Raw genomic sequence first — 21,932 nt, 5'->3', positions numbered from 1 at the left:
AATTATGAAATTGATCCGTTTCGGCGAGGCAGGCAAAGAGAAACCAGGTGTTCACATCGATGGGAAAAATTACGATGTGTCGGGCTTTATCAAAGACTACGACGCCTCTTTTTTCGCCAACGGCGGTTTGCCGCACCTGGAGTGGGTGCTCGCAGAACACAGGAATATGCTGCGCCCCCTGCCTGCAGATGCCCGCCTCGGTTGCCCGGTAGCCAATCCTTCTAAAATACTTTGCATCGGTTTGAATTATGCCAAACATGCAAAGGAAACAAACGCACCGATACCGAAGGAGCCCATCCTTTTTATGAAATCCACCACATCCATCACGGGCCCGAATGATGTGATCATGATCCCGAAGAACTCCGTGAAAACAGACTGGGAAGTGGAACTCGCTTTTGTGATCGGCAAGAAAGCAAGTTACGTGGAAGAAGCAGATGCGATGGACCACGTTGCCGGCTATTGCCTCCACAACGATGTAAGCGAACGCGAATTTCAACTGGAGCGTGGCGGTACCTGGGACAAAGGCAAGGGCTGCGACACATTTGCCCCACTTGGCCCATGGATGGTAACCAAAGACGAGATCGCCGACCCGCATAAACTGCGCCTTTGGCTAAAGGTGAACGATACAATGATGCAGGATGGGAACACCGACGATCTCATCTTCAACATACCCCAACTTGTAGCGTACCTCAGCCAGTTTATGACCCTGTTGCCGGGCGATATTATCTCAACCGGAACACCTGCGGGAGTGGGTCTTGGCTTTAACCCGGCCGTGTACCTGAAACCGGGCGATGTGGTTGAACTGGGCATTGATGGGCTGGGCGTGTCAAAACAAAATGTGATCGCATACAGGAATGACTGAGCAGCGCAACATAAATGGCGATAACGATACATCCTTTCGAAGCGAAGGGAACCGGGCGCAGCACCGGCCAACGATGAGAATTGATGCGCACCAGCATTTCTGGCGCTACCACCCGGTAACACACGACTGGATCAATGCTGAAATGACCGCGATCCGGAAAGATTTTTTGCCGGCCGATCTAGCGCCGGTACTTGCGCGGAATAGTATTGAAGGATGTGTTGCGGTACAGGCCGATCAATCGGAACAGGAAACGGATTTCCTGCTTGCGTTGGCTAAGGAAAATACTTTTATAAAAGGCGTAGTGGGTTGGATCGATCTGCGTTCACAGGATATTGAAGAACGTTTGGCGCATTACAAACAAAACCGCCACCTCAAGGGCTTTCGCCATATCCTGCAGGGTGAGGAACCGGGTTTTATGTTGCAGCCTGATTTTTTAAAAGGAATTTCTTTGCTGAATGATCACGGCTTTAGTTATGATGTGCTGATCTTTCCCCAGCACCTGGAAGCAGCGTTGCAGTTGGTCAGGCATTTTCCGCAACAGCGTTTTGTGATCGATCATCTGGCGAAGCCCGGTATCAAAGATCATTTGATCGACGAATGGAAAAAAGGGATCGGCGCGATCGCGGAGCATCCCAATGTATATTGCAAGGTTAGTGGAATGGTTACGGAAGCAGACTGGCAGAACTGGAAGCCAGCCGATCTTTATCCATACCTCGATGTTGTTACCGAGGCTTTTGGTACCGGCAGGCTCATATACGGATCAGACTGGCCGGTTTGCCTGGTAGCCGCATCGTACGATGAAATGATCGCGCCCGTAAAAGAATATTACGCATCGTTTTCAGCATCGGAGCAGCAAAAAATATTCGGGGCCAACGCAATGGATTTTTATCATTTATAATTTTTGAAACATGGATCTGCAATTGCAAAACAAAGTGATACTCGTAACCGGCGGCGCCCGCGGCATTGGTGAAGGCATTGTTCGCGTGCTGGCCAACGAAGGCGCAATACCCGTGGTGATCGGCCGTAATGAGGCCGATAATGTGAAGCTGGTAACGGAGCTGGTTGATGCGGGCCTGCATGCCTGGCAGGTTACCGCAGAGCTTGCAGAACCATCCAATATCAAAAAACTGGTTGATGCAGTGATCGAAAAATTCGGCAGGATAGAAGGGCTCGTGAACAATGCTGGTGTAAACGATGGGGTTGGACTGGAAAACGGCAACTACGAAAAATTCATGGAGAGCCTGCATAAGAACGTGGTGCATTATTACCTGGTTGCGCACGAGTCGTTGCCCGAGCTTATAAAGTCGAGAGGCGCCATCGTAAACATTACTTCTAAAACGGCGGAAACAGGACAGGGAAACACTTCCGCCTATGCCGCAGCAAACGGCGGACGAAATGCACTCACACGCGAGTGGGCCGTTGAACTGCTCAAACACAAAGTACGTGTGAACGCCGTGGTGGTTGCCGAATGCTGGACACCACAGTATGAAATATGGATACAAACCCTGGCAGAGCCTGAAAAAAAATTACAGGAGATCAATGCTAAGATCCCTTTTGAGAACCGCATGACAACCGCCGAAGAGATCGCAAACATGGTTGCGTTTTTGTTGTCGCCAAGATCGAGCCACACCACGGGCCAGCTCATCCATGTGGATGGGGGGTATGTGCATCTCGACCGTGCACTGGCAAACGCATAGTTTAAATCACTAATAAAAAAAGATGAGAGTATTGACCTGCACAACACCCGGCGCCTTTGCCTATTCGCACGAAGACGAACCGGTTCTGCCTGCAGGGCATACAATGCTCCGGATCAAACGCGTGGGCATCTGCGGAACGGATCTTCATGCATTTGAGGGAACACAGCCGTTCTTTTCTTACCCCCGCATATTGGGACACGAGATCGCAGCAACCATCGAAGAAACCGACCGCGAAGATTTTGAGAAAGGAGAGGCGGTTACGATCATTCCTTATTTCAATTGCGGAACCTGTATTGCCTGCCGTTCTGGCAAACCGAACTGCTGTACGCAAATCCGCGTGTGCGGTGTGCATGTTGACGGCGCGATGCGGGATCTTTTTTCAGTTCCATCCGCATCCCTGGTGCATGGCAGGGGATTGGGGTTTGATGAGCTCGCCCTGGTTGAGCCGCTTGCGATCGGGGCGCACAGCATCAGGCGCGCAGGTGTAAAGGCGGATGAGTTTGTCCTGGTTGTGGGCGCAGGGCCGATCGGTTTGGGTGTGATCGAATTCGCCCGCATCGCCGGCGCAAACGTGATTGCAATGGATGTGCAGGAGAACAGGCTTTCTTTTTGCAAGAATCACCTGCAGGTTCCTCACATCATCAACGCGGCAACGGGAAATGCAACGGAAAGATTATTGGCAATAACCAACGGCGATATGCCCTCCATGGTGATCGATGCAACAGGCAACCAGAAGGCGATCAACCATTCCTTTCAATACCTCGCACATGGTGGGAGGTATGTTCTTGTTGGATTGCAGAAAGGAGAGATCAGTTTCAGTCACCCCGAGTTCCACAAACGCGAAGCCACACTGATGAGCAGCCGGAACGCAACGCGTGAAGACTTTGATCATGTGATGGACTGTATGAAGAAGGGTCTTGTACAACCAACCCACTACATCACACATCGCACCGCGTTTGAAAACGTGCAGGCAGAATTTACAAACTGGCTGAACCCCGCAAACGGCGTGATCAAAGCGATGGTATCATTTGATTAAATGACTGCTATGAAAAAATACCTGTTTGTTTTTTGTTTTGTCCTGCCCCTGCTTGCCCTTTCGCAAAAACAGGAGTGGATCCATCCGGGCGAAATATGGCCCGACCAGGATGGGAACCATATCCAGGCGCATGGCGGCGGCATTACCAAAGTGGGTAAAACGTATTACTGGTATGGGGAAGAACGCAGGCAGGGGCTTGATTCCAATAAAAGATATGTGAGTTGTTATGCATCCAGGGATCTCATCAACTGGAAATTCAAAGGCGATGTATTGCAATTGTCCGACCCCGAAAACCTCGGCAGGCGCTGGGTTTGCGAGCGGCCGAAAGTGTTTTACAACAAGAAGACAAAAAAATATGTGATGTACCTGCACCTGGACAACAGCACATACAAACTCGCCCGCGTTGCCGTATGCACCAGCGATAAACCCGATGGTAATTTCACTTACGTAAAAAGTTTCCGCCCGCTCGGCCACGAGAGCCGCGACATTGGCCAGTTCATCGACGACGATGGCACGCCTTACCTGATTTTTGAGGACCGCCCTTTTGGTTTCCGCATAGCAACCCTGACGGAAGATTACCTGGGCGTAGACAAAGAAGTATGCCTGATACCAATGCACATGGAAGGAGGGGCGGTGGTTCATTACGGGGGATTGTATTACGCCATCGGTTCCGCATTAACCGGCTGGGACCCCAATCCCAATAAATATGCAACCGCCGTTTCGCTGGCGGGGCCGTGGTCGGAGTTCAAAGACATCGCACCGCCCGAAACCAAAACCTACGGATCGCAGTCAACACTCATGCTGAAGATAGATGGCAGAAAAAAAACAACCGTCGTCTTCATGGCCGATATCTGGAAACCCCGCACCCAATGGGATTCCCGCTACCTCTGGATGCCAATAGAGATCGGCGATGGAAAATTGTGGCTGCCCCAACCCCGTCCATGGAAAGTGGATGTGAAGAGCGGGGAGGTAAAGTTTAAGTAAGCATAAAACATCGCTTACGACCAATTGGCCATTGCTACAATACCCTCACCCTTATATTCTTAAAATGTACGATGCTGTTCGGGTCGTGGCCCTGCAGGGCAAAGGTTCCGCTTGAGATCACACGCTTTGCATCGTTCGGGCCGCGTTTTACGTTTTCGGGTTCGGTATAATCTACCACGGCTTTGTCGTTGATGCTGATGGTTACATGTTTTCCTTCCACCTTAACGGTTTCGGTGTACCATTCGTAATCCTTCACATACACTTCGCGTACATCATTGATGCCATAGAGGCTTCCCGTGCGGCGCCAGTCTGTGTGTGAATTATTGACCTGCACCTCGTAACCCTTTGCGGGCCATCCGCCCTGCTGGAAAGCGGTGTGAAAGTAGATGCCTGAATTGGCGCCGGGATAGGTCATTACATCGGCCTTGAATTCAAAGTTGGTAAAGTTGTGGTCATTCACCGGGCCATCGTAAAACAAATGCGCGGTTTTGCCGTGAACGATGATCATGCCGCTGTCTACCGAAAACGTTTCGGCATTGTTGCCCACTTTCCAGTTGGAGAGCGATGTGCCGTCGAACAGGCTTATCCATTTTTCAGAAGATGAGCGCTTACCTGTGCCACATGAAAACAGGGCGGCGATAGCGATGGCTGCAAAGAGATGTTTTCTCATGTTGTATGATCAAATAAGGATATGAATCTAACCATTTATGTTCGATCCATTGTTAACCGCAAGTGATTATTTACTTATTATTGTAGCAGAAATGCTATTCAAATGGGAGAAATTCAGATCGTGGCAGTTGATTCAGGATCGGTTTACATAGAAAAGCTCAACAAACGTCTTTACCACGAGATCGAGTGCGCCCATTACTACCACGAGGTAACGCAGCTGGGCAAAGGATTACAAAGATCCCTTCATCTCTTCCGGAACATTCAAAACCCCGAGTTCCTCCCCGTACTCCTGAGAAGTTACGAAACGCTCGAAGGAACTTACCTGTATTCCGGCAAGGTTCTTTCCATCCGCCAATACTACATAGCCGGGGACGCCGGACCGGAAGGAAGACTCAAGATCCAGGCAGACAACAAACAACTTTATGATGTTCCGATTGAAGCACTGAACGCCCTGGGAATTAATTAGGAATTAGGAATTAGGAATTAGGAATTAGGAATTGTTTTGTTTTTCAAAACGAATCAACAATTTCTAATTATCAATTTACTGTTGTTGTTCATATTCAATTGTAATTACCAACTTTAATTCCTAATTCATAATTCCTAATTCCTAATTACTAATTACTAATTATTAGTTGTTTTCTTTCCTGATCGCTTTTTTCGCATCACGTGTAGGATGTTTTACACCCAGTGCGCGGAGGTCTTTGGCGTCCTGGTGAATTTCTTTTCTTTTGGCATTCACCACATCCTGTTCCTTACCTGCCTGTTTGATCTTCAGCTTTGCAAGATTTTTTATCGCCGCTTTTTTATGGGCGCGTTTTACTTTGATATCACTTTTGATCTCTTTCTCTTCGGGCCTTTTCGAGATGACCTTGGTCTGCGCCATGGCCGACATGGAAATACCGGCTCCCAAGAGGATAAATAATAACGTTTTCATACTTCGTGTTTTAGTTAATGTAATGATAGCCGTAATAAAAGCGGACCACCAACGCCGGCTTGCGGTTTTACCTGCGGGATAGCGTAAGCGGGAGCGTCAAACATCGCAAACCACATCGCTTCAGCACGCTTCTTGCAGTACACCCGTAGAAATATTTGCAAATCGCCCTTTTCTTCCCTATAATTGAACCTGAAAAGCATTTTAAAAAGGTTTAATGGGATGAGAAGAGTTGGCTTGCCTGTAATTGTGTGGAAAAGAATTCCCATTATGATGCCATACCTGAGCTGGCCATCGAACCAAAATTTAAGTCATTTTATGAAAAATGATAAACTGCTTACGTCGCTTCACAAACGTGGATCGATGTTATCTGGTGATTTGGTGCAACATTACCGTGGCAACTGCCCCTTTTCATCACGCACCCTTTACGCGGCATGCATTGCGCTATGCATAGCTGCATTCCCGGTCCTGGCCGCCGCACAGTCTACCCTGCCTGCCGCCAGTGAATTGAAAAAATTATCTTTCGAGGAACTGATGAACATCGAGGTCACCTCCGTATCAAAAGCACCCGAGAAACTCACCGAAGTTGCGTCCGCGATACAGGTGCTTACAAACGATGATATTTACAGGTCCACCGCCAACTCCCTCCCCGAAGCATTACGGCTCGCATCGAACCTGCAGGTTGCCAAAACCAATTCGCACGACTGGGCCATTTCTGCCCGTGGTTTCAATGCAACGCCTTTGCGCAACAATACGCTTTCAAATAAATTATTGGTGATGATCGATGGCCGCTCCGTGTATACGCCGCTTTTCGGCGGTGTGTTCTGGGATGTTCAGAACGTGATGCTCCAGGACATCGACAGGATAGAAGTGGTAAGCGGCCCTGGCGGGACCCTCTGGGGCGCCAACGCGGTGAATGGTGTGATCAATGTAATGACCAAAAGCGCGCGTGAAACACAGGGCATGTTTGTAACCGCATCAACCGGCACCTTCCTCGAAAACCACCTGGCTGCAAGGTTTGGTACGCGCATCGATACCAACCTTTACCTGCGCGTATACGGGCAGCACTTCAACCAGGGCAGCATGAAACTGGGCAATGGCAGCGATGCCCGCGACAACTGGAACCTGACGCAGGCCGGTTTTCGCCTCGATTATTATCCATCCTCGAAAAATTATCTTTCCATTCATGGCGACGTGTATGGCGGAACAGAAGAATCCCCTGTCAATTCAACGCAAAACGGGCAAAACCTCACGGGGCGCTGGGTGCATTCTTTTTCCAATAATTCAGAACTTGTGGTACAGGCATATTTCGATCGTACCTGGAAACTTTTGTCGGCCACCAATTTCCGCGAACTGCTCAATACCTACGACCTCGATGTACAACACCGCTTCCGGCTGAACAGGTCGAACACCATATTGTATGGCTTCGGTTACCGTTATATGGACGACAACACCAGCAATAGTTTCAACCCGTTGCGCAGGCGGCTGAACCTGATCAATACGTTTATACAGGACCAGATCAGCATCGTGCCGAAAAAACTGGAGTTTACCGTAGGCACCAAGTTTCTCTACAACGACTATTCCAAAATGGAATTTCAGCCCAGCGCAAGGCTTGCGTATACACCCACGCAGCACCACACCATCTGGGGCGCCGTGTCAAGGTCTGTACGCACCCCGAGCCGTTTTGAAACAGAACTGGTACCCTCAACAACTTTGGGTACACTGGCAGGTTTCAAGTCGGAAAAAGTGATCGCCTACGAGTTGGGGTACAGGGCCAGTATTGCTGACCGCGTATCATTGTCGCTCGCCGGCTTTTACAACTACTACACCGACCTGCGCAGCTTTAACACCAACCCGGCCGCCCCGCCAACGTATATTTTCGGGAACGATCAGCGGGCCAACACATGGGGATTTGAGTTCTCATCAAACGCCGTATTAACGGGTTGGTGGAGGATCCGCACGGGTTATACTTTCCTCGACAAGAAATTTGAATCAACAAAACCAACGGTGCTTCCTACTTCTGCCTACATAGAGGCGCTTGATCCCAAACACCAGGTCATGTTCCAGTCGATCATGAACGTCACACGGAATCTCCAGTGGGATGTAACGGCACGGCACGTAGGCGATATCGAAAGCGTGCTCACTGTTGGGGTTGGCGTTGTATCGTACACGACGTTCGATGTGCGGTTGGCCTGGGAAGGGAAAAAAGTTACCTATACTTTGCAGGGACAAAACCTTGCAGCGGCCGACCATACAGAATTTGTAACAAGACAGGTTCCAAGAAACATAAGCGCAAAAATCAGTTTCCGTTTTTGAGAGAGCTAGTGCAACATATCATTCATCGTAAGAGAACAGCAGCATTGTGTGTTGCCATTCTTTCGTGTGTATGCATGGGCGCAACGGAGTTGAGAGCGCAGGCGGTCGCTTCGAAGGAATATAAACTGAAGGCAGTGTTCCTGTTCAATTTCACACAATTCATTGAATGGCCCGCCAGCTCTTTTGCCAGCGCGGGGGCGCCGTTTGTGATCGGGATCCTGGGAGAAGATCCTTTTGGAAGTTCCATAGACGAAACCGTACAGAATGAAAGGGTAGGCGGGCATCCGATCGTGGTGCAGCGTTACCACGATATCAGGGACATGAGGCCCTGCCATATTCTTTTCATCAATTCAAAAGAGCCTGAAAAAATAAAAGAGAGCCTGCTGGTTGCCGGGAGAAATACGCTTACCATAAGCGATGCAGAAGGGTTTGTACGGATGGGGGGGATGATCCGTTTTATCACAGAGAACAACAGGATACGGCTGCTGGTTTACCCGGACCTTGCCAAAGCAGCAGAGCTAACGATCAGTTCCAAACTGCTGCGTGTTTCTGAAATCTATGATCCAAAGATGCCGAGATGAGGAAGAGAACCGAGCCGATAAAAAGAAAACTCATACGCGTCATACTCCTGACCTGTAGCGTGGTGCTGTTTCTTACCTATGCCTCTTATTTTGCGTACGAATATTTCACGTACCGTGAAGTAACCAAAAACCAATTGACTACGCTGGGAAAAGTTGTTGCTGCCAACAGTACCGCTGCATTGGCCTTCGAGAACAGGACGGATGCAAATGAAATCCTGGATGCATTAAAAGCGGAGAAAAATATAGTGGCGGCATCCCTTTACAACGACAGCGGGCACCTCTTCGCAAAATACCCAAGGGATATTGCCGTATACAAACTGCCACGCAAACCTTTGCACGATGGCCCCGAGTTCAAAGACTATCACCTGGAGTTGTTTCAGCCGGTGATCGAGAACGGGAAACGTTGGGGAACGCTGTACATAGAACTCGATATGGCGGCGATCTATGAGCGGTTGCGTTTGTACGGGATCATCGCGTTCCTGGTGATCTTTGTTTCGTTTGTTGTGGCGTACTTCCTTTCAAAGCGCCTGCAGCAAACGATCTCGGAACCAATATTGCAATTGGCGGATACGGCGCGAAGGGTGTCGGAACACCACGATTATTCAGTGCGTGCACACAAGACGAGCAACGATGAGATCGGTGTGCTCACAGATGCATTCAATCACATGCTTACGCAGATAGAAGTACAGAACTCTGAGATCCTTTCCTTCAACATGCAGCTTGAACAGCGGATCAAGGCACGTACCATTGAACTGGAAAGCACAAACGAGAAGCTGGAAGTAGTGAACGAAAAACTCGTCCGGTCAAACAACGACCTCGAACAGTTTGCTTATGTGGCCTCACACGACCTGCAGGAGCCCCTGCGAAAGATCCAGATCTTTACCGAGATGGCTGAGCGGAGCGCGGGGAACAACAAAGAGACCGTGACCTATTTTGAAAAGATACATGCTTCCGCCAAACGCATGACGGAGCTGATCAAATCGGTGCTCAACTACAGCCGCCTCTCCAAAACAGAGGAGCAATTTGAAAGAGTGGACCTCAATGCGCTTGTAGAAAATGCAAAAACAGATTTAGAACTTCTCATCACCGAGAAACAGGCGGTGATCAAAAATGAGGTGCTGCCAACGATCTATGGCATACCGCTGCAACTGAACCAGCTTTTCCTCAATCTTTTCAGCAACGCGTTAAAATTTTCTACCCGGTCGCCGGTAATCACCATTACGTCCAGGACATTGACACCCGCGGAAGTAAACCAGAACGAACACCTGCACGGACGCGAAAAATACATCGAGATCGTGTTCTCGGATAACGGGATCGGTTTTGAACAGCAGTATGCGGATCAGATCTTCACCATCTTCCAACGCCTTCACGATAAGAAAAGTTATGAGGGCACGGGTATCGGTCTTGCGCTTTGCAAAAAGATCATCGAGAACCACCACGGCTATATCTTCGCGAAAAGCGAACCCGGGAAGGGAGCCTCGTTCTATATGTATTTCCCGGTTAGCTGATGGGAGAGCGTGGATTTAGACGGTACTTTTTCTTTTTGATAAATGCATTACAAACAACAGGCGATCGTTTTTGCGATCGCCTGTTGTTTGTAATGCCAGCGGTAAAAGTATCAATTGTTTTTCTTGAGTTTCTTCTGTGCTTCTTTTGCCGCTTTTATCGAATCTGCGATCCGCTGTTTTTCTTTCTTCTTAAAATAGCCGCGGAACAGGAAGCTGTTCTGCACCGCTTCCATATTGTTGCTGAAACCTTCCGCGCCTTTCTTGATGCTTTTTACTGTTTCAGTGGTTGAGCTCAATGTACCCTCGAGGTTACGGGCGAGCTGGTCGTTGTTGATCAGCCTGCCGAGCGAACCCTGGCCGTTGTTCACTTTCGACACAATACCGGCGAGATTACTGGTAAGCACTTCCGCATTGGTGGCAATGCCATTGAGTTTTACCATCACCTGGTCCATGTCCATCGGCGTTTTACCCGTGATCAGTGTTTCGTCTTTTACCTCCGGGTTGCCAGCTGTGCCGGCGGATACCTGGATGATCTTATCACCCATCAACCCATCACTGCCGATGCTTGCGGCTGCGTCCTGGTGAATGAACTTCTTTACGCGCGATTGAACACTCAGGCTAACCTGTACGGTGGTATCGTTCACGATACTGATGTCGTTCACCGTACCCACGTTGATACCCGCAAAACGAACGATGTTACCCACCTGCAAACCGGATACGTTCCTGAAATTCGCTTTGATCGTGAACGTATCATCGAAAAGGTTTTTCTGGTTGCCGATGATAAACACAGTAGCCACCAGGATCAGGATCCCAAGGGATACAAACAACCCGGTCTTTACTTTTTGCGAGAGATTGGTTTTCATTTCAGTTTATTTAAAAAATTGTTGTACAAATTCGTCTTCACTGTTTTCCAGTTCATCATACGTGCCTTCGGCGATCAATTGCCCGTCGTTCATAATCACCACCCTGTTTCCCGCTATCCTGGCACACTGCATATCGTGTGTGATGATGATGGAGCTCGTCTTGAATTTTTTCTGAACATCCAGCATCAGGTTGCTGATCTCTTTTGATGTGATGGTATCCAGCCCGGTCGTGGGCTCATCATACAAAATGATCTCGGGGTGCACGATGATCGTTCTTGCGAGCGCCATCCGTTTGCGCATACCGCCCGACAGATCGGATGGCATTTTATCTATCGCATCGCCCAGCCCTACGGCTTCCAGCGCCTCCACCGATCTTTTTTCGATGTCTGCTTCGTCTTTTATTTTCAGTACACGGGTGAGTGCAAACGCAAGGTTCTCACGCACCGTCATCGAATCGTACAATGCACCGCTCTGGAAGAGGAAACCGATCTTGGTGCGCGTTTCTTTCAGTTCATCTTCGTTCATTTCAGAGATCTCGTTGCCGAATACTTTAAGGGTTCCTGCATCGGGGGCGATCATTCCCACCACACATTTGATCATCACAGATTTTCCCTGCCCCGATTTGCCCAGCACCACCACGCTTTCGCCTTTCTGTATATTGAGATTGATGTCCTTCAACACTTCATGGTCGCCAAAGCTTTTTTTCAATCCCTTTATTTCGATAATATTTTCCATAGTAGCTTGTAGCCGTTAATTGTAAACAAATGCGCTGGTGATCTGTACCGCGATCGCATCGAGTACGATGATCCAGATAGAGGCCGCAACCACGGCTGAATTGGCGGCAAGACCCACGCTTTCTGTTCCCTTGTTGGAATGATATCCCTTATAACAACCGATGAACCCGATTGCCAGTCCAAAGAATATGGTTTTGATAACGGCAGGAAAAAAATCTGAAAAATACAGGGTCTCGATCGCTTTCTTGTAATACAGCGAAAGGCTCATGGATCCTGCGCTGTTCATGCCAACGTAACCGCCCACCAATGCGAGCAGGTCGGCCCACATGGTGAGCAGCGGGATCATCAGAGTGCATGCGAGTATCCTGGTTACAACCAGGTATTGAACAGGGTTGGCGCCTGATATTTCCATGGCGTCTATCTGTTCGGTAACATTCATGCTACCCAGTTCGGCGCCGATGCTGGATGCGATCTTTCCGGCGCAGATCAAACCCGTTATAACGGGGCCGATCTCCCTGATCACAGAAATACAAACCATACCGGGCACATAACTCTGCGCACCAAAATCTTTAAGCGTAGGGAGCGATTGCAACGTAAATACGAAACCGATCACAAAACCGGTGATTGCAACAATGCCGAAAGATTTATAGCCCACCACATAACACTGGCGGATGAATTCACTCCATTCAAAACTGCCTTTGAAAGTGTTTCGCACAAACGACTTGAAGAAATTTGCCTGGTCGCCTGTTTTTTCAAAAAAATTGTTAATGGGTGGATATAGGTTCATGAGGGTGAAATTCATATGCAGTGTGAAAGAACTATACCCCACCGTTTTTGGTGGTTGGAGGGGAAATTGTTCTACAATTCAACCGATGCGGGTGTATTCCGGTAGCCGGTTTTTTACCGGCTACACTCCGGCTAACCTTGCGGATAGCCCAACCGGGGAGGCGTTATGGCCGGGCTTTGTTGTTTGTACCGTTAAAAACTGGCATAGCTTTTTTACCTCCTATCAAAACACCACTTATGTCAATCAACATTGCAGAAGAAGTGCAGAAACGGTTGTCGTTCCCGCCTCTTCAGAAGATCGATCCGAATACGGAGAACACAAGGCAGGAAACAAATGATATGGTTTATCCTGCTACGCAGGCTGCCGTAATGGTGGCTGTTGCGGGTTTGTATAAACTTACGCGTACAACAGAAGGAAGCGTAAAACTTTTATCGAGCGGCAAACATGCCTGGCTGAAAGAAGTGTATGCAGACCAATATCCATCCACCTTGATGCATGTGGCCAAGTACACGAGCGGATCGCTCCAGGAGATCGAATCGCTGGTAGAGCGGGCGGCAGATGCTGCGGTGCTTATCCTTCATGAACAACTTGCGGGTAATGTGAATGCAGACGGCGTAATGAACTTTATGAGCGGACAGCGCGATCATATCCTGGTGTACCTGCCTGCGGGATTGCACCTGGGCGAGATGCTGCACGATTCGACGCTCGACGACAACACAAACAAAATGGAAGGCCCTGTTTCTTCCCTGATGCATAAGATCGAAAATATTTTTTCCGAAGGGAAATAGCAGGAAGCAACAACAACTATACACTATTTAAATCCGATACAATGAAAGTACTTGGCATCTGCCTGATCATCTTAGGCGTTGTGATGTGTGTATTCACATCCGTAAATTTTACAAAAACAGAAAAGGTGGTAGATCTCGGCCCTGTTGAGATCAATAAGAAAGAGAACAAACACATTGGCTGGCCGGTGTATGCGGGTATTGGGGTTGGGTTGATCGGGGTGGCAGTTTTGGTATCGGCTAAAAACAAATCATAAAAACACAGAACCATGGAAAAGAACCTCCACAACGAAGAAGCGGTTAAAAAGTTAAAGGAAATGGTGAGTGATATCAGGACCTGTATGATGATCACCTCAGGCAAAACCGGCGCACGTGCATCGAGACCCATGGCTGCGATTGAAACAGATCACACGGGCAATATCTGGTTCTTCACCAATATTCAATCCAATAAAATAAAAGACATAGAGCTCGATCATTTTGTGCAGCTCGTGTTTGCGCACCCGGGCAAAGACAGTTACCTCGACATACGCGGCCGCGCAAACGTGATCACCGATGCGGCATCCATCAAAGACAAATGGACACCACTGGTAAAAGCCTGGTTCCCGGATGGGGTGGACGACCCAAACCTGTGCCTCTTACAGATCAAAACAGACGAGGTACATTATTGGGATACTTCCTCCAGCAAAATGATCAACATGCTCAAGGCGGCGATCTCTGTGGTTGCGGGGAAACCTTTGGTAGAAGGGGTGCATGGGGAACTGAACGTGGGAGCCTGATGGCAACCCGGCCGGGCGCTACAGGAACGGCCCAAACTACAGGTATTTCTCAATATCATTCAAGGAGATGGGCTTCTCCAGGATATTGATGTTTGCAGCGATCTGGTCCTTCAGATCCTTCGGCATCTGGAAAGCGCTGATCAGTGTGATATGCATGCTGGGATAACGCTCATGGATATGGGCCGCTTCTTTCCAACCCATGCCATCGGGTAAATTGTTATCGAGCAGGAGCACATCTGGAGCAACAGATTCCAGCTTTTTGAAACCATCGTGAAGGGAATGCGCAGTATGTACCTCGTAATTTTTTTTACTGAGGTAGGATTTGATCAGCATACACAAATCGATCTCGTCGTCAATAATTAAAACACGTTTCATAATTCTGCTGCGTCTGTGGTTTGGCAAGCGTTTTTTATACCTCAAAAATACAATGTAGACCTATTTCCTCACTAAATACGGCTGGTACCCTTATAATAACGGTACAATTATTTTAAAAGTATACCGTAATCATTATAAAAAAAATTAAAAATCTACAGTTATGACTAACACAAGTAAAATTATTCTGGGAGTAGTGGGAGCTGCTGCTGTCGGCGTAGCGATCGGGATGTTGCTGGCGCCGGAAAAAGGCTCAGATATCAGGAAAAAAATCAGCGACACTGCCGGCGACCTGGCTGGTAAAGTGTCTGACCTTATAACCACCGGTAAAGAAAAACTGCAGGAAGTGGCGAGCACTGTTACCAAACAGTCTGAAGGACTTGTTAACGACGTTAGCAAACGCGCCGACCGCGTTAAAGAAAGTGTTGGATAAGTGTAGTGTTGAAAGAAGGCGGATCGTAAGATCCGCCTTTACACTTTGTGTTTTACAAAAGCCGCAACCCATGGAAAAAACATTCGACAAACTGAACGCAGAAAAAGAAGACAACCCCAACATAGCCGAGCTGGCCGCTGATTATGCGGAGACTTATTACAAGCTCACCGTTGTTAACATCAACCAGAAGATCGCCGATATTTCTGCGGGCGCATCCTTCAGCATGGTAGCCGCAATGATCGTATGTTTTGTGTTCATGTTCATCGGCATCGCCGGTGCTTTGTGGCTCGGTAAACTGGTGAACGACCAGGCGCTGGGCTTTCTTTTGTTTGGCGGATTTTGTATTGTTGTTCTGATCTTCCTGTTCGTTACCAGGAAAAAGATCTTTTTCCCTCTTATCAAAAACATGGTCATCAAGAGCATTTATGAATAGCCACATCAATACATACAACGATTTACTCGAAGAAAAAAAACGCCTCAAACTTTTGCTCGAAGAGCGTAAGATAAAGGTGCAGACAGAGTTTGAAGAGATCAAAGTGAAACTGAAACCGGTAGGCGCTATCATTGATACGGTTCAGAAAATGACCACGAAAGACAAGAGCAACCCGCTGCTAAACATGGGCATTGATGTGGGTGTAAACCTGATCCTAAAAAAATTACTGCTCCGCAACGCAGGATTCATTATGAAACTGCTCGTGCCGATGCTGGCAAAAAACTACCTTTCACACGAAGTGGAAGAAGACAATAACATCTTTTCCAAGGTTGGAAAATTTTTCAGGAAAACTTTCAGGCATCAGCAAGCGTAGCCGTTTTAAGCCAGTAGGTGTGGATGTCCTGGATCGTTTCTACCAATGAATCAAAATTTACGGGTTTAACGATGTAAGTATTCGCGCCAAGGTCGTAACACCGTTTTACCTCCATCTGGTTTTTCGTAGTGCTGAACACAACAACAGGAATCTTTTTGAATTCGCTGTCTGATTTGATGTTCTTCAACACTTCCCGTCCATCCATTTTCGGCATATTGAGATCGAGTAAAATAAAACCGGGGTAATGGCCATTCTCCTGCGCACGCGTTTCGTTGAGGTGGTCGATCAACTCAACTCCATTCTCTACAAATTTTATTTTTATATCCTTACCCGTTTCCTCAAGTGCTTTCTGCATCAGGAAACGATCGTCGGAGTCGTCTTCGGCTATCAGGATGAAAAGAGAGTTCATGGCGGAAAGATAATACAGAAAGTTTGAAGTGATGGAACGCGGGATCGTTTTATCAACCTGCCTGGCATTGAATTTTTCAATTTATAAGACACAATCAAATTCATGAACCTGAGTTCCGGTTATCCGTTCGACCTCATCCGAAACGGGATCCCATACGATTATCCACGGCTGGCCTCCGACCGGGTTACCGATGTTGTTGTGCTCGGCGGCGGTATTTCGGGTGCGCTCATTTCATATTACCTGCAGAAAGCCGGCATCGCGTCTTTGTTGCTTGATGGAAGAACGATCGGCCTGGGCAGTACCTGCGCGAGCACTTCTTTGCTGCAGTACGAGATCGATACACCGCTTTACCGGCTCTCCTCCATGATCGGTAAAAAGAAAGCGGAACGTTGCTACCACCTGTCGGCCGCCGCGATCGATTCGCTTGAAAACATCTGCGGTGAAACGCATTTCAAAGACTTCCACAAAAGCGACAGCATTTATTTTGCCGCCACCAGGAAGGATATGAGCCTGCTGAAAAGAGAATATGAAGCAAGATCAGCGGCCGGCTTTGCCGTTAACTGGATGGATGAGGAAGAATTAAGGAAGGCGTATGGCCTCAAGGCCCCGGCAGCCATTCGCTCAACACAGGCGGCGCAGACAAATGCGTATATGCTTACACATGCACTGCACCGGTTCAACATCAAAAAAGGGATGGAGGTGTTTGACAGAACACCGGTAGTAAAGATCGATCATACCCGGAAAGGCGTTTCGCTGGTTACTTCAGAAGGGTTCAGGATCCGTTGTAAAAAACTGGTGTATGCAACGGGGTATGAGTCCGTTAAATACATCGAAGAAAAAATAGTGAAACTCTCGGCAACTTATGCCGTTGCCAGTGAGCAGTTCAACAACCCGAATTTTCCGTGGCAAAACCGTACGGTGTTCTGGAACACGTCAGACCCTTATTTCTATATGCGGCTGACGGAGGACAACAGGATACTGACCGGCGGGAGGGATGAGCGTTTTACTTCAGACAGGAAAAGGGATGAGATGATAGCGGAGAAGGCCCGGGGCCTGGCCAGAGATTTCAACCATTGTTTTCCATCTATACCGTTCAAGAAAGAGTTCAGCTGGACGGGCATATTCGGCTCAACCAAAGATGGTTTGCCCTACATCGGGAGCTATAACAAATTACCCAATGCATTGTTCGCTTTAGGGTTCGGGGGAAACGGGATCACGTTCAGTGTAATGGCCGCAGAACTGGTGAGTGCGTTGCTGGCGGGTAAAAAAAGCCGGGATGCCGGCCTTTTTGCCTTCGGGCGGTTGTGACTGATTTTGAGACCGATCTGTGTGCAATGGACCCGTTTGCATAATACGGATGGGGTTTTTTTTACCCAACAATGGAAAAAAAGCAACGGTATATTTTTTTCAATATGCATTGTTAAAATGTCAAAACCAACATGTCACAAAATCGAAAACAAATATTTATCCATCATTTTAAATCAATTCTTATGAGCAACAGGAAACTTCTATTCTTATCATGCTTTCTGCTTTTTGCATTCTTCTCGAATGCGCAGAGCACCAGCAGCACCGACGATTGGGGCTGGAGCTGGAGAGACAGCGCAGTTGTTCCCGTACAGAGTATGGAGCAATACAATCGTTTTATTGCAAATGATTTCCCTTATCCTCCAAAACCCCGTAACATGTGGGAGCTTGGTTTCGGAGCAGGTTATTCTTACATCGTAGGTGATGTGAATTCAAAAGCAGGATTTGGCGGTACGGTTACTTTGAGAAAAGCGATCGACCACACCTTCTCTATCAGGACGGGTCTTACCGGAAAATGGAACTGGGGTTCTCCTAATGCCTACGGCACGGCCATCGGGCAGGTTGATTACAAGAACAAGACCTTTTCATTGGATGTAGACCTCCTTACTTCATTGAATTCTTCAAGCATATACAGGGGCAATCCAAAAACAAATGTGTATGTGATCACAGGTTACAGCCTGAATGCAGCACTGGTTCAGTATAAAAGGCCTGCAGGTTTGGGTGCGCAGCCGGGTAACTATTCGTACTATTACGGGTACACAGATGCGGGTCAGAATCCTAACAGCCAAAACGGTATCATCGCTACATTTGGCGGAGCAAAGATCAACAACAGTCATGCGTACAGGTTGTTTCATGGCGCCAACCTCGGTATGGGTATCGCGTTCAAGATCAACAACCGTGTTAACTTCGCTATCGAGCAAAAATACACCTTCACTGTTCCAGGCTACGATTACCTCGATGCATGGTCTGGTGGAAACGGCTCAGGCAAGAACAGCGACGACTACTACAGCTTCACAACACTCAGGCTGAACTTCAACATCGGCAACGCCGCAAAAAGAACACAACCACTCTGGTGGCTCAACAAATACAACTTTATCTACAGCGAGCTCAACAGGCCTCAGCACATGAAAATTCCGCCACCAGTATTGCCTGATGCAGACGGTGATGGTGTAACAGACCAGTTTGACCTCGAACCAAACACTCCAAAAGGTGCTCCGGTTGATACACATGGCCGCGCGAAAGACACAGATGGTGATGGTGTTCCTGATTACAGAGATAAAGAAGTGTTGACTCCACTCAGCTGCTTCCCAGTTAACAACGATGGCGTAGGTACCTGCCCAGAACCAGCATGTTGCAAAGAGTTGAGGGATATGATCAAAAATCTCCCTACAGCAACAGCACCGGTAGCGCAATGTACAATCGGCGACCTGCCAAGCATCCAGTTCGGAAGCCGCGCAGTACTTACCAAAGAAGCGCAAAGAATGCTGGCTGATGTAGCATCACGCATCAAAGCAAACCCTAACTGCCGCGTTAAAGTGATCGGTTACGGCGCTGCAAGCAAAGCTGCACAACAGCTGAGCTGGGATCGTGTAAACGCAGTGATCAACTACCTGGTTGAAAAACAAGGTATCGCAGAAAGCAGGTTGCTGTTTGTTTACCAACAGGATGGTGATTCAAAATCAGTGGATCTCCAGGGTACAATGGAAGAAGGCGCAAGCTATGTTCCTGCACCGTTCCCTAACCTTAAAAGCAAGAACTAATCATTTAGATCAAAGCATATGAATTGAAAAGCCTCCTGGTTCTCCAGGAGGCTTTTTTTTTGCGACGGACTGTTCTGTACGGTATCCGATAAAAAGACCCGCCTTTTGCGATGCGCAACCATTTGCCAATGCTTTTTTACAGCGGGGAAATTTAAACGCAACTATTTCTACACGGTATCAACTGTTGAATTATTTCATCTTTTTTTGCGCAAAAAAAAGCCGCTCTTGTTTTTAGGAGCGGCTTTTAAATAAAATGATATGCTATTAATCAACTGTTCTTCTGCCGAAAATAATAGACAGGAGGAACAACACAACAAAAACGAAAAACAGCACTTTGGCAATGCCTGCGGCACTTGCAGCGATGCCACCGAAGCCAAATATGGCCGCGATGATCGCGATGATGAAGAAGGTAACTGACCAGCGTAACATAATAGATAGGTTTAATTGTTAGGAATGTTTCGATTTCTACCCATAAATAATAAAAAACCATACCCGCCGCCACCCGTTTCTACAAAGTAGTACCGGAAATACCATGGCACCTGTTTTGGAATAGAAGAGGTATAATAACAAGTGAAATGAAAAAAGTGTGGGGCATAGCGAGAGACATGATCAGGGTAGTGTGCGTTTGCATCGTTTTCCCGGGTATAGACATCGACATCGATAACATTCCGAGGTATTTTGGGAAAGAGGACGAATAGGTGGCCGGCTTACTTAGTGGGTCCGCATGTTCTGTTGCGATCCGGATTCCGGCCCTGGAACCTTCGTATACTGGTTGAACAGTTCGTGATTACACAGGAAAATACATCCTGAATGTGGCCCCAACGCCTTCCTCTCCACTCGCATTTATGTAGCCATAATGATTGGTCATGATTCTCCGGGCCAGTGAAAGCCCCATCCCTTTGCCACCATAAGCCTCCTGCGTATGCAGGCGCTGGAACAAAACAAAAATCTTCTCCTTAAATTCATTACCGAAACCGATCCCGTTGTCCGAAACCGTTACCTGGTGGTAACGTTTGGTTCGTTCTTTCTTCCAGATCATCGACGTGATGCTGTCGCCCTCGGTGATGCGGTAGGTTACATTGATCACCAGGGTTCTTTGGGGATGCCTGTATTTGAAGGCATTGTCGAGCACCTGTGTAAAAAGCATTTCAAGTTGCGGCCGGTATCCCTGCAGCACCGGCAAGGTGCCATACAGGTTCAGTTTGATCGTTTGATCCTGTTCCCTGATCCTGTCGAACGCATTTTTGAATACGGCGCCGAGGTCAACTGCCGCCGGTTCTTCCGTGGTATTGAGGAGGATCGTGAAATTGACGAGGTCGTTGATCAGCCTCTGCATTTTCCCTGTAGCCCTTTCGATGCGCTCCAGTATGTCTTTCTCTTCCGCACCCGCCCGGTCGCCGATCCTCCGGTTCAGCAAGGTACTCAGGGTTCCAATTTTCCTCAGTGGTTCCTGCAGGTCGTGTGATGCCGTGAAGGTGATCTGTTCCACTTCTTCATTGCTTCTTTTCAGATCGAGCACCGTTTTCTCCAGCATTACCTGCGCCTGTATCCGCTTGCGCAGTTCGCGGATGATGAGAAAAACGGCGACCGCACACACCAGGCAGGCAAACAGGAAGCCGTATTTCACATACGTGAAGTTGAGTGACTGATAATATGTTTTTGCGTTCCTTCTTTCCACCAGCAGGTTCCCTTCTTCCACTTCGATCATCTGGATGTACTTGTGGATCTTATCCATCAGCAATTGCCCGTGCTGGAACCGGTCGAGGCTTTTCTTACCCTGCGCCGGCAATTGAAAGTTCTGTTTGAGGATGGCGAGCCGCTGGTCTATGGCCAGCCGCAGCAGGTGCAGGTTTACGCGCTGGTTGGGATTGTCGTTCGTTAGCTCTTTTAATGCCTTCCAGGCAGAATCGATCCTTGTGATCGAGGCATCCGCCGCGTTCTTAAAATGATCGTCGCGGGTGATCACAAAACCCCGTTGGTTTGATTCGGCATCCAGCAACAGCTTCTCGCAATATTGCGCGGTAACGATCACATCGTAGGTATGCTCAACCGCTGCGGTATATTTAAGCTGCACCTTGTTCTGCTCTGAATAGGTATACCCGAGCCATCCAAGGGCCACCAGCGACAAAGCAAACAGCGGGTAAATAAATCTGTTGGTTCCCATTCTTTTACCAAGATAACAACGTTCGTGTGGAATAAATTACCCAATTTCAACCGCATATCGCGTCCGGGAAATCAGATAAAACTTTTTTCATTTATTAAGACAGTGATAATCAATTATTTATAATAGATTTTACAGAAATTGAATTTGGAACCGT

The 21,932-nt window shown here is 48.0% G+C and carries 27 protein-coding genes; 18 read left to right on the top strand and 9 right to left on the bottom strand.

Translation table 11 applies throughout. From position 1 onward, the window contains the following. The first annotated feature begins 4 nt into the window (after positions 1 to 4). The 5 genes from GWC95_RS11530 to GWC95_RS11510 are packed head-to-tail and all read left to right on the top strand — an operon-like array spanning position 5 to position 4,579. Entirely contained in the window at positions 5 to 862 is an 858-nt protein-coding gene (locus GWC95_RS11530; protein ID WP_161818879.1) for a fumarylacetoacetate hydrolase family protein, read from the top strand. Then, positions 855 to 1,760, top strand: a complete 906-nt coding sequence (locus GWC95_RS11525) for an amidohydrolase family protein (protein WP_237722144.1) — start codon at positions 855 to 857, stop codon at positions 1,758 to 1,760. The genes GWC95_RS11530 and GWC95_RS11525 overlap by 8 nt, the downstream gene beginning before the upstream one ends. Positions 1,761 to 1,770: 10 nt before the next feature. Continuing rightward, a complete protein-coding gene (locus GWC95_RS11520; RefSeq protein WP_161818878.1) occupies positions 1,771 to 2,559 on the top strand; it encodes an L-fucose dehydrogenase in 789 nt (262 codons plus the stop codon). Between the two features lie 22 nt (positions 2,560 to 2,581). Beyond that, entirely contained in the window at positions 2,582 to 3,595 is a 1,014-nt protein-coding gene (locus tag GWC95_RS11515; RefSeq protein ID WP_161818877.1) for a zinc-binding alcohol dehydrogenase family protein, read from the top strand. A gap of 9 nt (positions 3,596 to 3,604) precedes the next feature. Beyond that, positions 3,605 to 4,579 (top strand): family 43 glycosylhydrolase, encoded by a 975-nt coding sequence (locus tag GWC95_RS11510; protein ID WP_161818876.1) that lies wholly within the window; start codon positions 3,605 to 3,607, stop codon positions 4,577 to 4,579. A gap of 34 nt (positions 4,580 to 4,613) precedes the next feature. On the opposite strand, the gene GWC95_RS11505 is transcribed toward GWC95_RS11510, so the two are convergent. After that, complete coding sequence (locus GWC95_RS11505; protein WP_161818875.1) at positions 4,614 to 5,249, bottom strand: 3-keto-disaccharide hydrolase; 636 nt, start codon at positions 5,247 to 5,249, stop codon at positions 4,614 to 4,616. 102 nt (positions 5,250 to 5,351) lie between these two features. On the opposite strand from GWC95_RS11505, the gene GWC95_RS11500 reads away from it, so the two are divergent. Next, positions 5,352 to 5,714 (top strand): hypothetical protein, encoded by a 363-nt coding sequence (locus GWC95_RS11500; RefSeq protein ID WP_161818874.1) that lies wholly within the window; start codon positions 5,352 to 5,354, stop codon positions 5,712 to 5,714. Between the two features lie 162 nt (positions 5,715 to 5,876). Here GWC95_RS11500 and GWC95_RS11495 read toward each other — a convergent pair whose 3' ends face one another. After that, the gene (locus GWC95_RS11495; protein ID WP_161818873.1) at positions 5,877 to 6,182 is read right to left on the bottom strand and encodes a hypothetical protein; all 306 of its coding nucleotides are present in this window, start codon (positions 6,180 to 6,182) and stop codon (positions 5,877 to 5,879) included. Positions 6,183 to 6,497: 315 nt separating this feature from the next. Here GWC95_RS11495 and GWC95_RS11490 point away from each other — a divergent pair, with 315 nt between their 5' ends. Genes GWC95_RS11490 through GWC95_RS11480 form a run of 3 tightly spaced genes read left to right on the top strand, consistent with a single transcriptional unit; the run spans position 6,498 to position 10,584 of the window. Further along, a complete protein-coding gene (locus GWC95_RS11490; protein ID WP_161818872.1) occupies positions 6,498 to 8,495 on the top strand; it encodes a TonB-dependent receptor plug domain-containing protein in 1,998 nt (665 codons plus the stop codon). Beyond that, on the top strand, positions 8,492 to 9,076 hold the full coding sequence (locus GWC95_RS11485) for a YfiR family protein (RefSeq protein ID WP_161818871.1): 585 nt from the start codon (positions 8,492 to 8,494) through the stop codon (positions 9,074 to 9,076). The genes GWC95_RS11490 and GWC95_RS11485 overlap by 4 nt, the downstream gene beginning before the upstream one ends. Further along, positions 9,073 to 10,584, top strand: a complete 1,512-nt coding sequence (locus tag GWC95_RS11480) for an ATP-binding protein (protein WP_161818870.1) — start codon at positions 9,073 to 9,075, stop codon at positions 10,582 to 10,584. Before GWC95_RS11485 ends, GWC95_RS11480 begins: the two co-directional genes overlap by 4 nt. A gap of 110 nt (positions 10,585 to 10,694) precedes the next feature. On the opposite strand, the gene GWC95_RS11475 is transcribed toward GWC95_RS11480, so the two are convergent. From GWC95_RS11475 to GWC95_RS11465, 3 genes are read right to left on the bottom strand one after another with little or no spacing between them, the layout of a single operon-like run. Beyond that, the gene (locus GWC95_RS11475) at positions 10,695 to 11,447 is read right to left on the bottom strand and encodes an MlaD family protein (protein ID WP_161818869.1); all 753 of its coding nucleotides are present in this window, start codon (positions 11,445 to 11,447) and stop codon (positions 10,695 to 10,697) included. A gap of 6 nt (positions 11,448 to 11,453) precedes the next feature. Continuing rightward, positions 11,454 to 12,182 (bottom strand): ABC transporter ATP-binding protein, encoded by a 729-nt coding sequence (locus GWC95_RS11470; protein ID WP_161818868.1) that lies wholly within the window; start codon positions 12,180 to 12,182, stop codon positions 11,454 to 11,456. Positions 12,183 to 12,197: 15 nt separating this feature from the next. Continuing rightward, a complete protein-coding gene (locus GWC95_RS11465) occupies positions 12,198 to 12,968 on the bottom strand; it encodes an MlaE family ABC transporter permease (RefSeq protein WP_161818867.1) in 771 nt (256 codons plus the stop codon). 236 nt (positions 12,969 to 13,204) lie between these two features. On the opposite strand from GWC95_RS11465, the gene GWC95_RS11460 reads away from it, so the two are divergent. The 3 genes from GWC95_RS11460 to GWC95_RS11450 are packed head-to-tail and all read left to right on the top strand — an operon-like array spanning position 13,205 to position 14,529. Further along, entirely contained in the window at positions 13,205 to 13,756 is a 552-nt protein-coding gene (locus GWC95_RS11460; RefSeq protein ID WP_161818866.1) for a hypothetical protein, read from the top strand. Between the two features lie 41 nt (positions 13,757 to 13,797). After that, a complete protein-coding gene (locus GWC95_RS11455; protein WP_161818865.1) occupies positions 13,798 to 14,010 on the top strand; it encodes a YidH family protein in 213 nt (70 codons plus the stop codon). A gap of 12 nt (positions 14,011 to 14,022) precedes the next feature. Then, positions 14,023 to 14,529 carry a pyridoxamine 5'-phosphate oxidase family protein gene (locus GWC95_RS11450; RefSeq protein WP_161818864.1) on the top strand — a complete coding sequence of 169 codons (507 nt, stop codon included), beginning with the start codon at positions 14,023 to 14,025 and terminating at the stop codon, positions 14,527 to 14,529. A 36-nt stretch (positions 14,530 to 14,565) separates the two neighbouring features. On the opposite strand, the gene GWC95_RS11445 is transcribed toward GWC95_RS11450, so the two are convergent. Continuing rightward, entirely contained in the window at positions 14,566 to 14,904 is a 339-nt protein-coding gene (locus tag GWC95_RS11445; RefSeq protein WP_161818863.1) for a response regulator, read from the bottom strand. A gap of 160 nt (positions 14,905 to 15,064) precedes the next feature. Between GWC95_RS11445 and GWC95_RS11440 the strand changes: the two genes are divergently transcribed. From GWC95_RS11440 to GWC95_RS11430, 3 genes are all read left to right on the top strand, one after another. Continuing rightward, positions 15,065 to 15,334, top strand: a complete 270-nt coding sequence (locus GWC95_RS11440; protein ID WP_161818862.1) for a YtxH domain-containing protein — start codon at positions 15,065 to 15,067, stop codon at positions 15,332 to 15,334. A gap of 70 nt (positions 15,335 to 15,404) precedes the next feature. Further along, positions 15,405 to 15,767 carry a hypothetical protein gene (locus tag GWC95_RS11435; RefSeq protein WP_161818861.1) on the top strand — a complete coding sequence of 121 codons (363 nt, stop codon included), beginning with the start codon at positions 15,405 to 15,407 and terminating at the stop codon, positions 15,765 to 15,767. Next, positions 15,760 to 16,140 (top strand): hypothetical protein, encoded by a 381-nt coding sequence (locus GWC95_RS11430; RefSeq protein WP_161818860.1) that lies wholly within the window; start codon positions 15,760 to 15,762, stop codon positions 16,138 to 16,140. The genes GWC95_RS11435 and GWC95_RS11430 overlap by 8 nt, the downstream gene beginning before the upstream one ends. On the opposite strand, the gene GWC95_RS11425 is transcribed toward GWC95_RS11430, so the two are convergent. Then, positions 16,121 to 16,549, bottom strand: a complete 429-nt coding sequence (locus tag GWC95_RS11425) for a response regulator (protein WP_161818859.1) — start codon at positions 16,547 to 16,549, stop codon at positions 16,121 to 16,123. The two genes, GWC95_RS11430 and GWC95_RS11425, sit on opposite strands and share 20 nt — an antisense overlap. 102 nt (positions 16,550 to 16,651) lie before the next feature. Here GWC95_RS11425 and GWC95_RS11420 point away from each other — a divergent pair, with 102 nt between their 5' ends. Together GWC95_RS11420 and GWC95_RS11415 are read left to right on the top strand one after the other, a co-directional pair. Continuing rightward, a complete protein-coding gene (locus tag GWC95_RS11420) occupies positions 16,652 to 17,857 on the top strand; it encodes an NAD(P)/FAD-dependent oxidoreductase (RefSeq protein WP_161818858.1) in 1,206 nt (401 codons plus the stop codon). A 182-nt stretch (positions 17,858 to 18,039) separates the two neighbouring features. Then, positions 18,040 to 19,614 (top strand): OmpA family protein, encoded by a 1,575-nt coding sequence (locus GWC95_RS11415; protein ID WP_161818857.1) that lies wholly within the window; start codon positions 18,040 to 18,042, stop codon positions 19,612 to 19,614. Between the two features lie 264 nt (positions 19,615 to 19,878). Here GWC95_RS11415 and GWC95_RS11410 read toward each other — a convergent pair whose 3' ends face one another. Further along, entirely contained in the window at positions 19,879 to 20,043 is a 165-nt protein-coding gene (locus GWC95_RS11410; RefSeq protein ID WP_161818856.1) for a DUF1328 family protein, read from the bottom strand. A 146-nt stretch (positions 20,044 to 20,189) separates the two neighbouring features. Here GWC95_RS11410 and GWC95_RS19900 point away from each other — a divergent pair, with 146 nt between their 5' ends. After that, positions 20,190 to 20,312 carry a hypothetical protein gene (locus GWC95_RS19900; protein WP_262886303.1) on the top strand — a complete coding sequence of 41 codons (123 nt, stop codon included), beginning with the start codon at positions 20,190 to 20,192 and terminating at the stop codon, positions 20,310 to 20,312. 89 nt (positions 20,313 to 20,401) lie between these two features. On the opposite strand, the gene GWC95_RS11405 is transcribed toward GWC95_RS19900, so the two are convergent. Then, positions 20,402 to 21,778 (bottom strand): sensor histidine kinase, encoded by a 1,377-nt coding sequence (locus GWC95_RS11405; RefSeq protein WP_161818855.1) that lies wholly within the window; start codon positions 21,776 to 21,778, stop codon positions 20,402 to 20,404. Between the last annotated feature and the right edge of the window lie 154 nt (positions 21,779 to 21,932).

This window comes from Sediminibacterium roseum (genome assembly GCF_009939005.1).
In the GTDB taxonomy this organism is placed as follows: Bacteria; Bacteroidota; Bacteroidia; order Chitinophagales; family Chitinophagaceae; genus Sediminibacterium; species Sediminibacterium roseum.
Note: the sequence above shows the minus strand (reverse complement) of the source record. Positions and strands in the feature narration are given on the sequence as shown.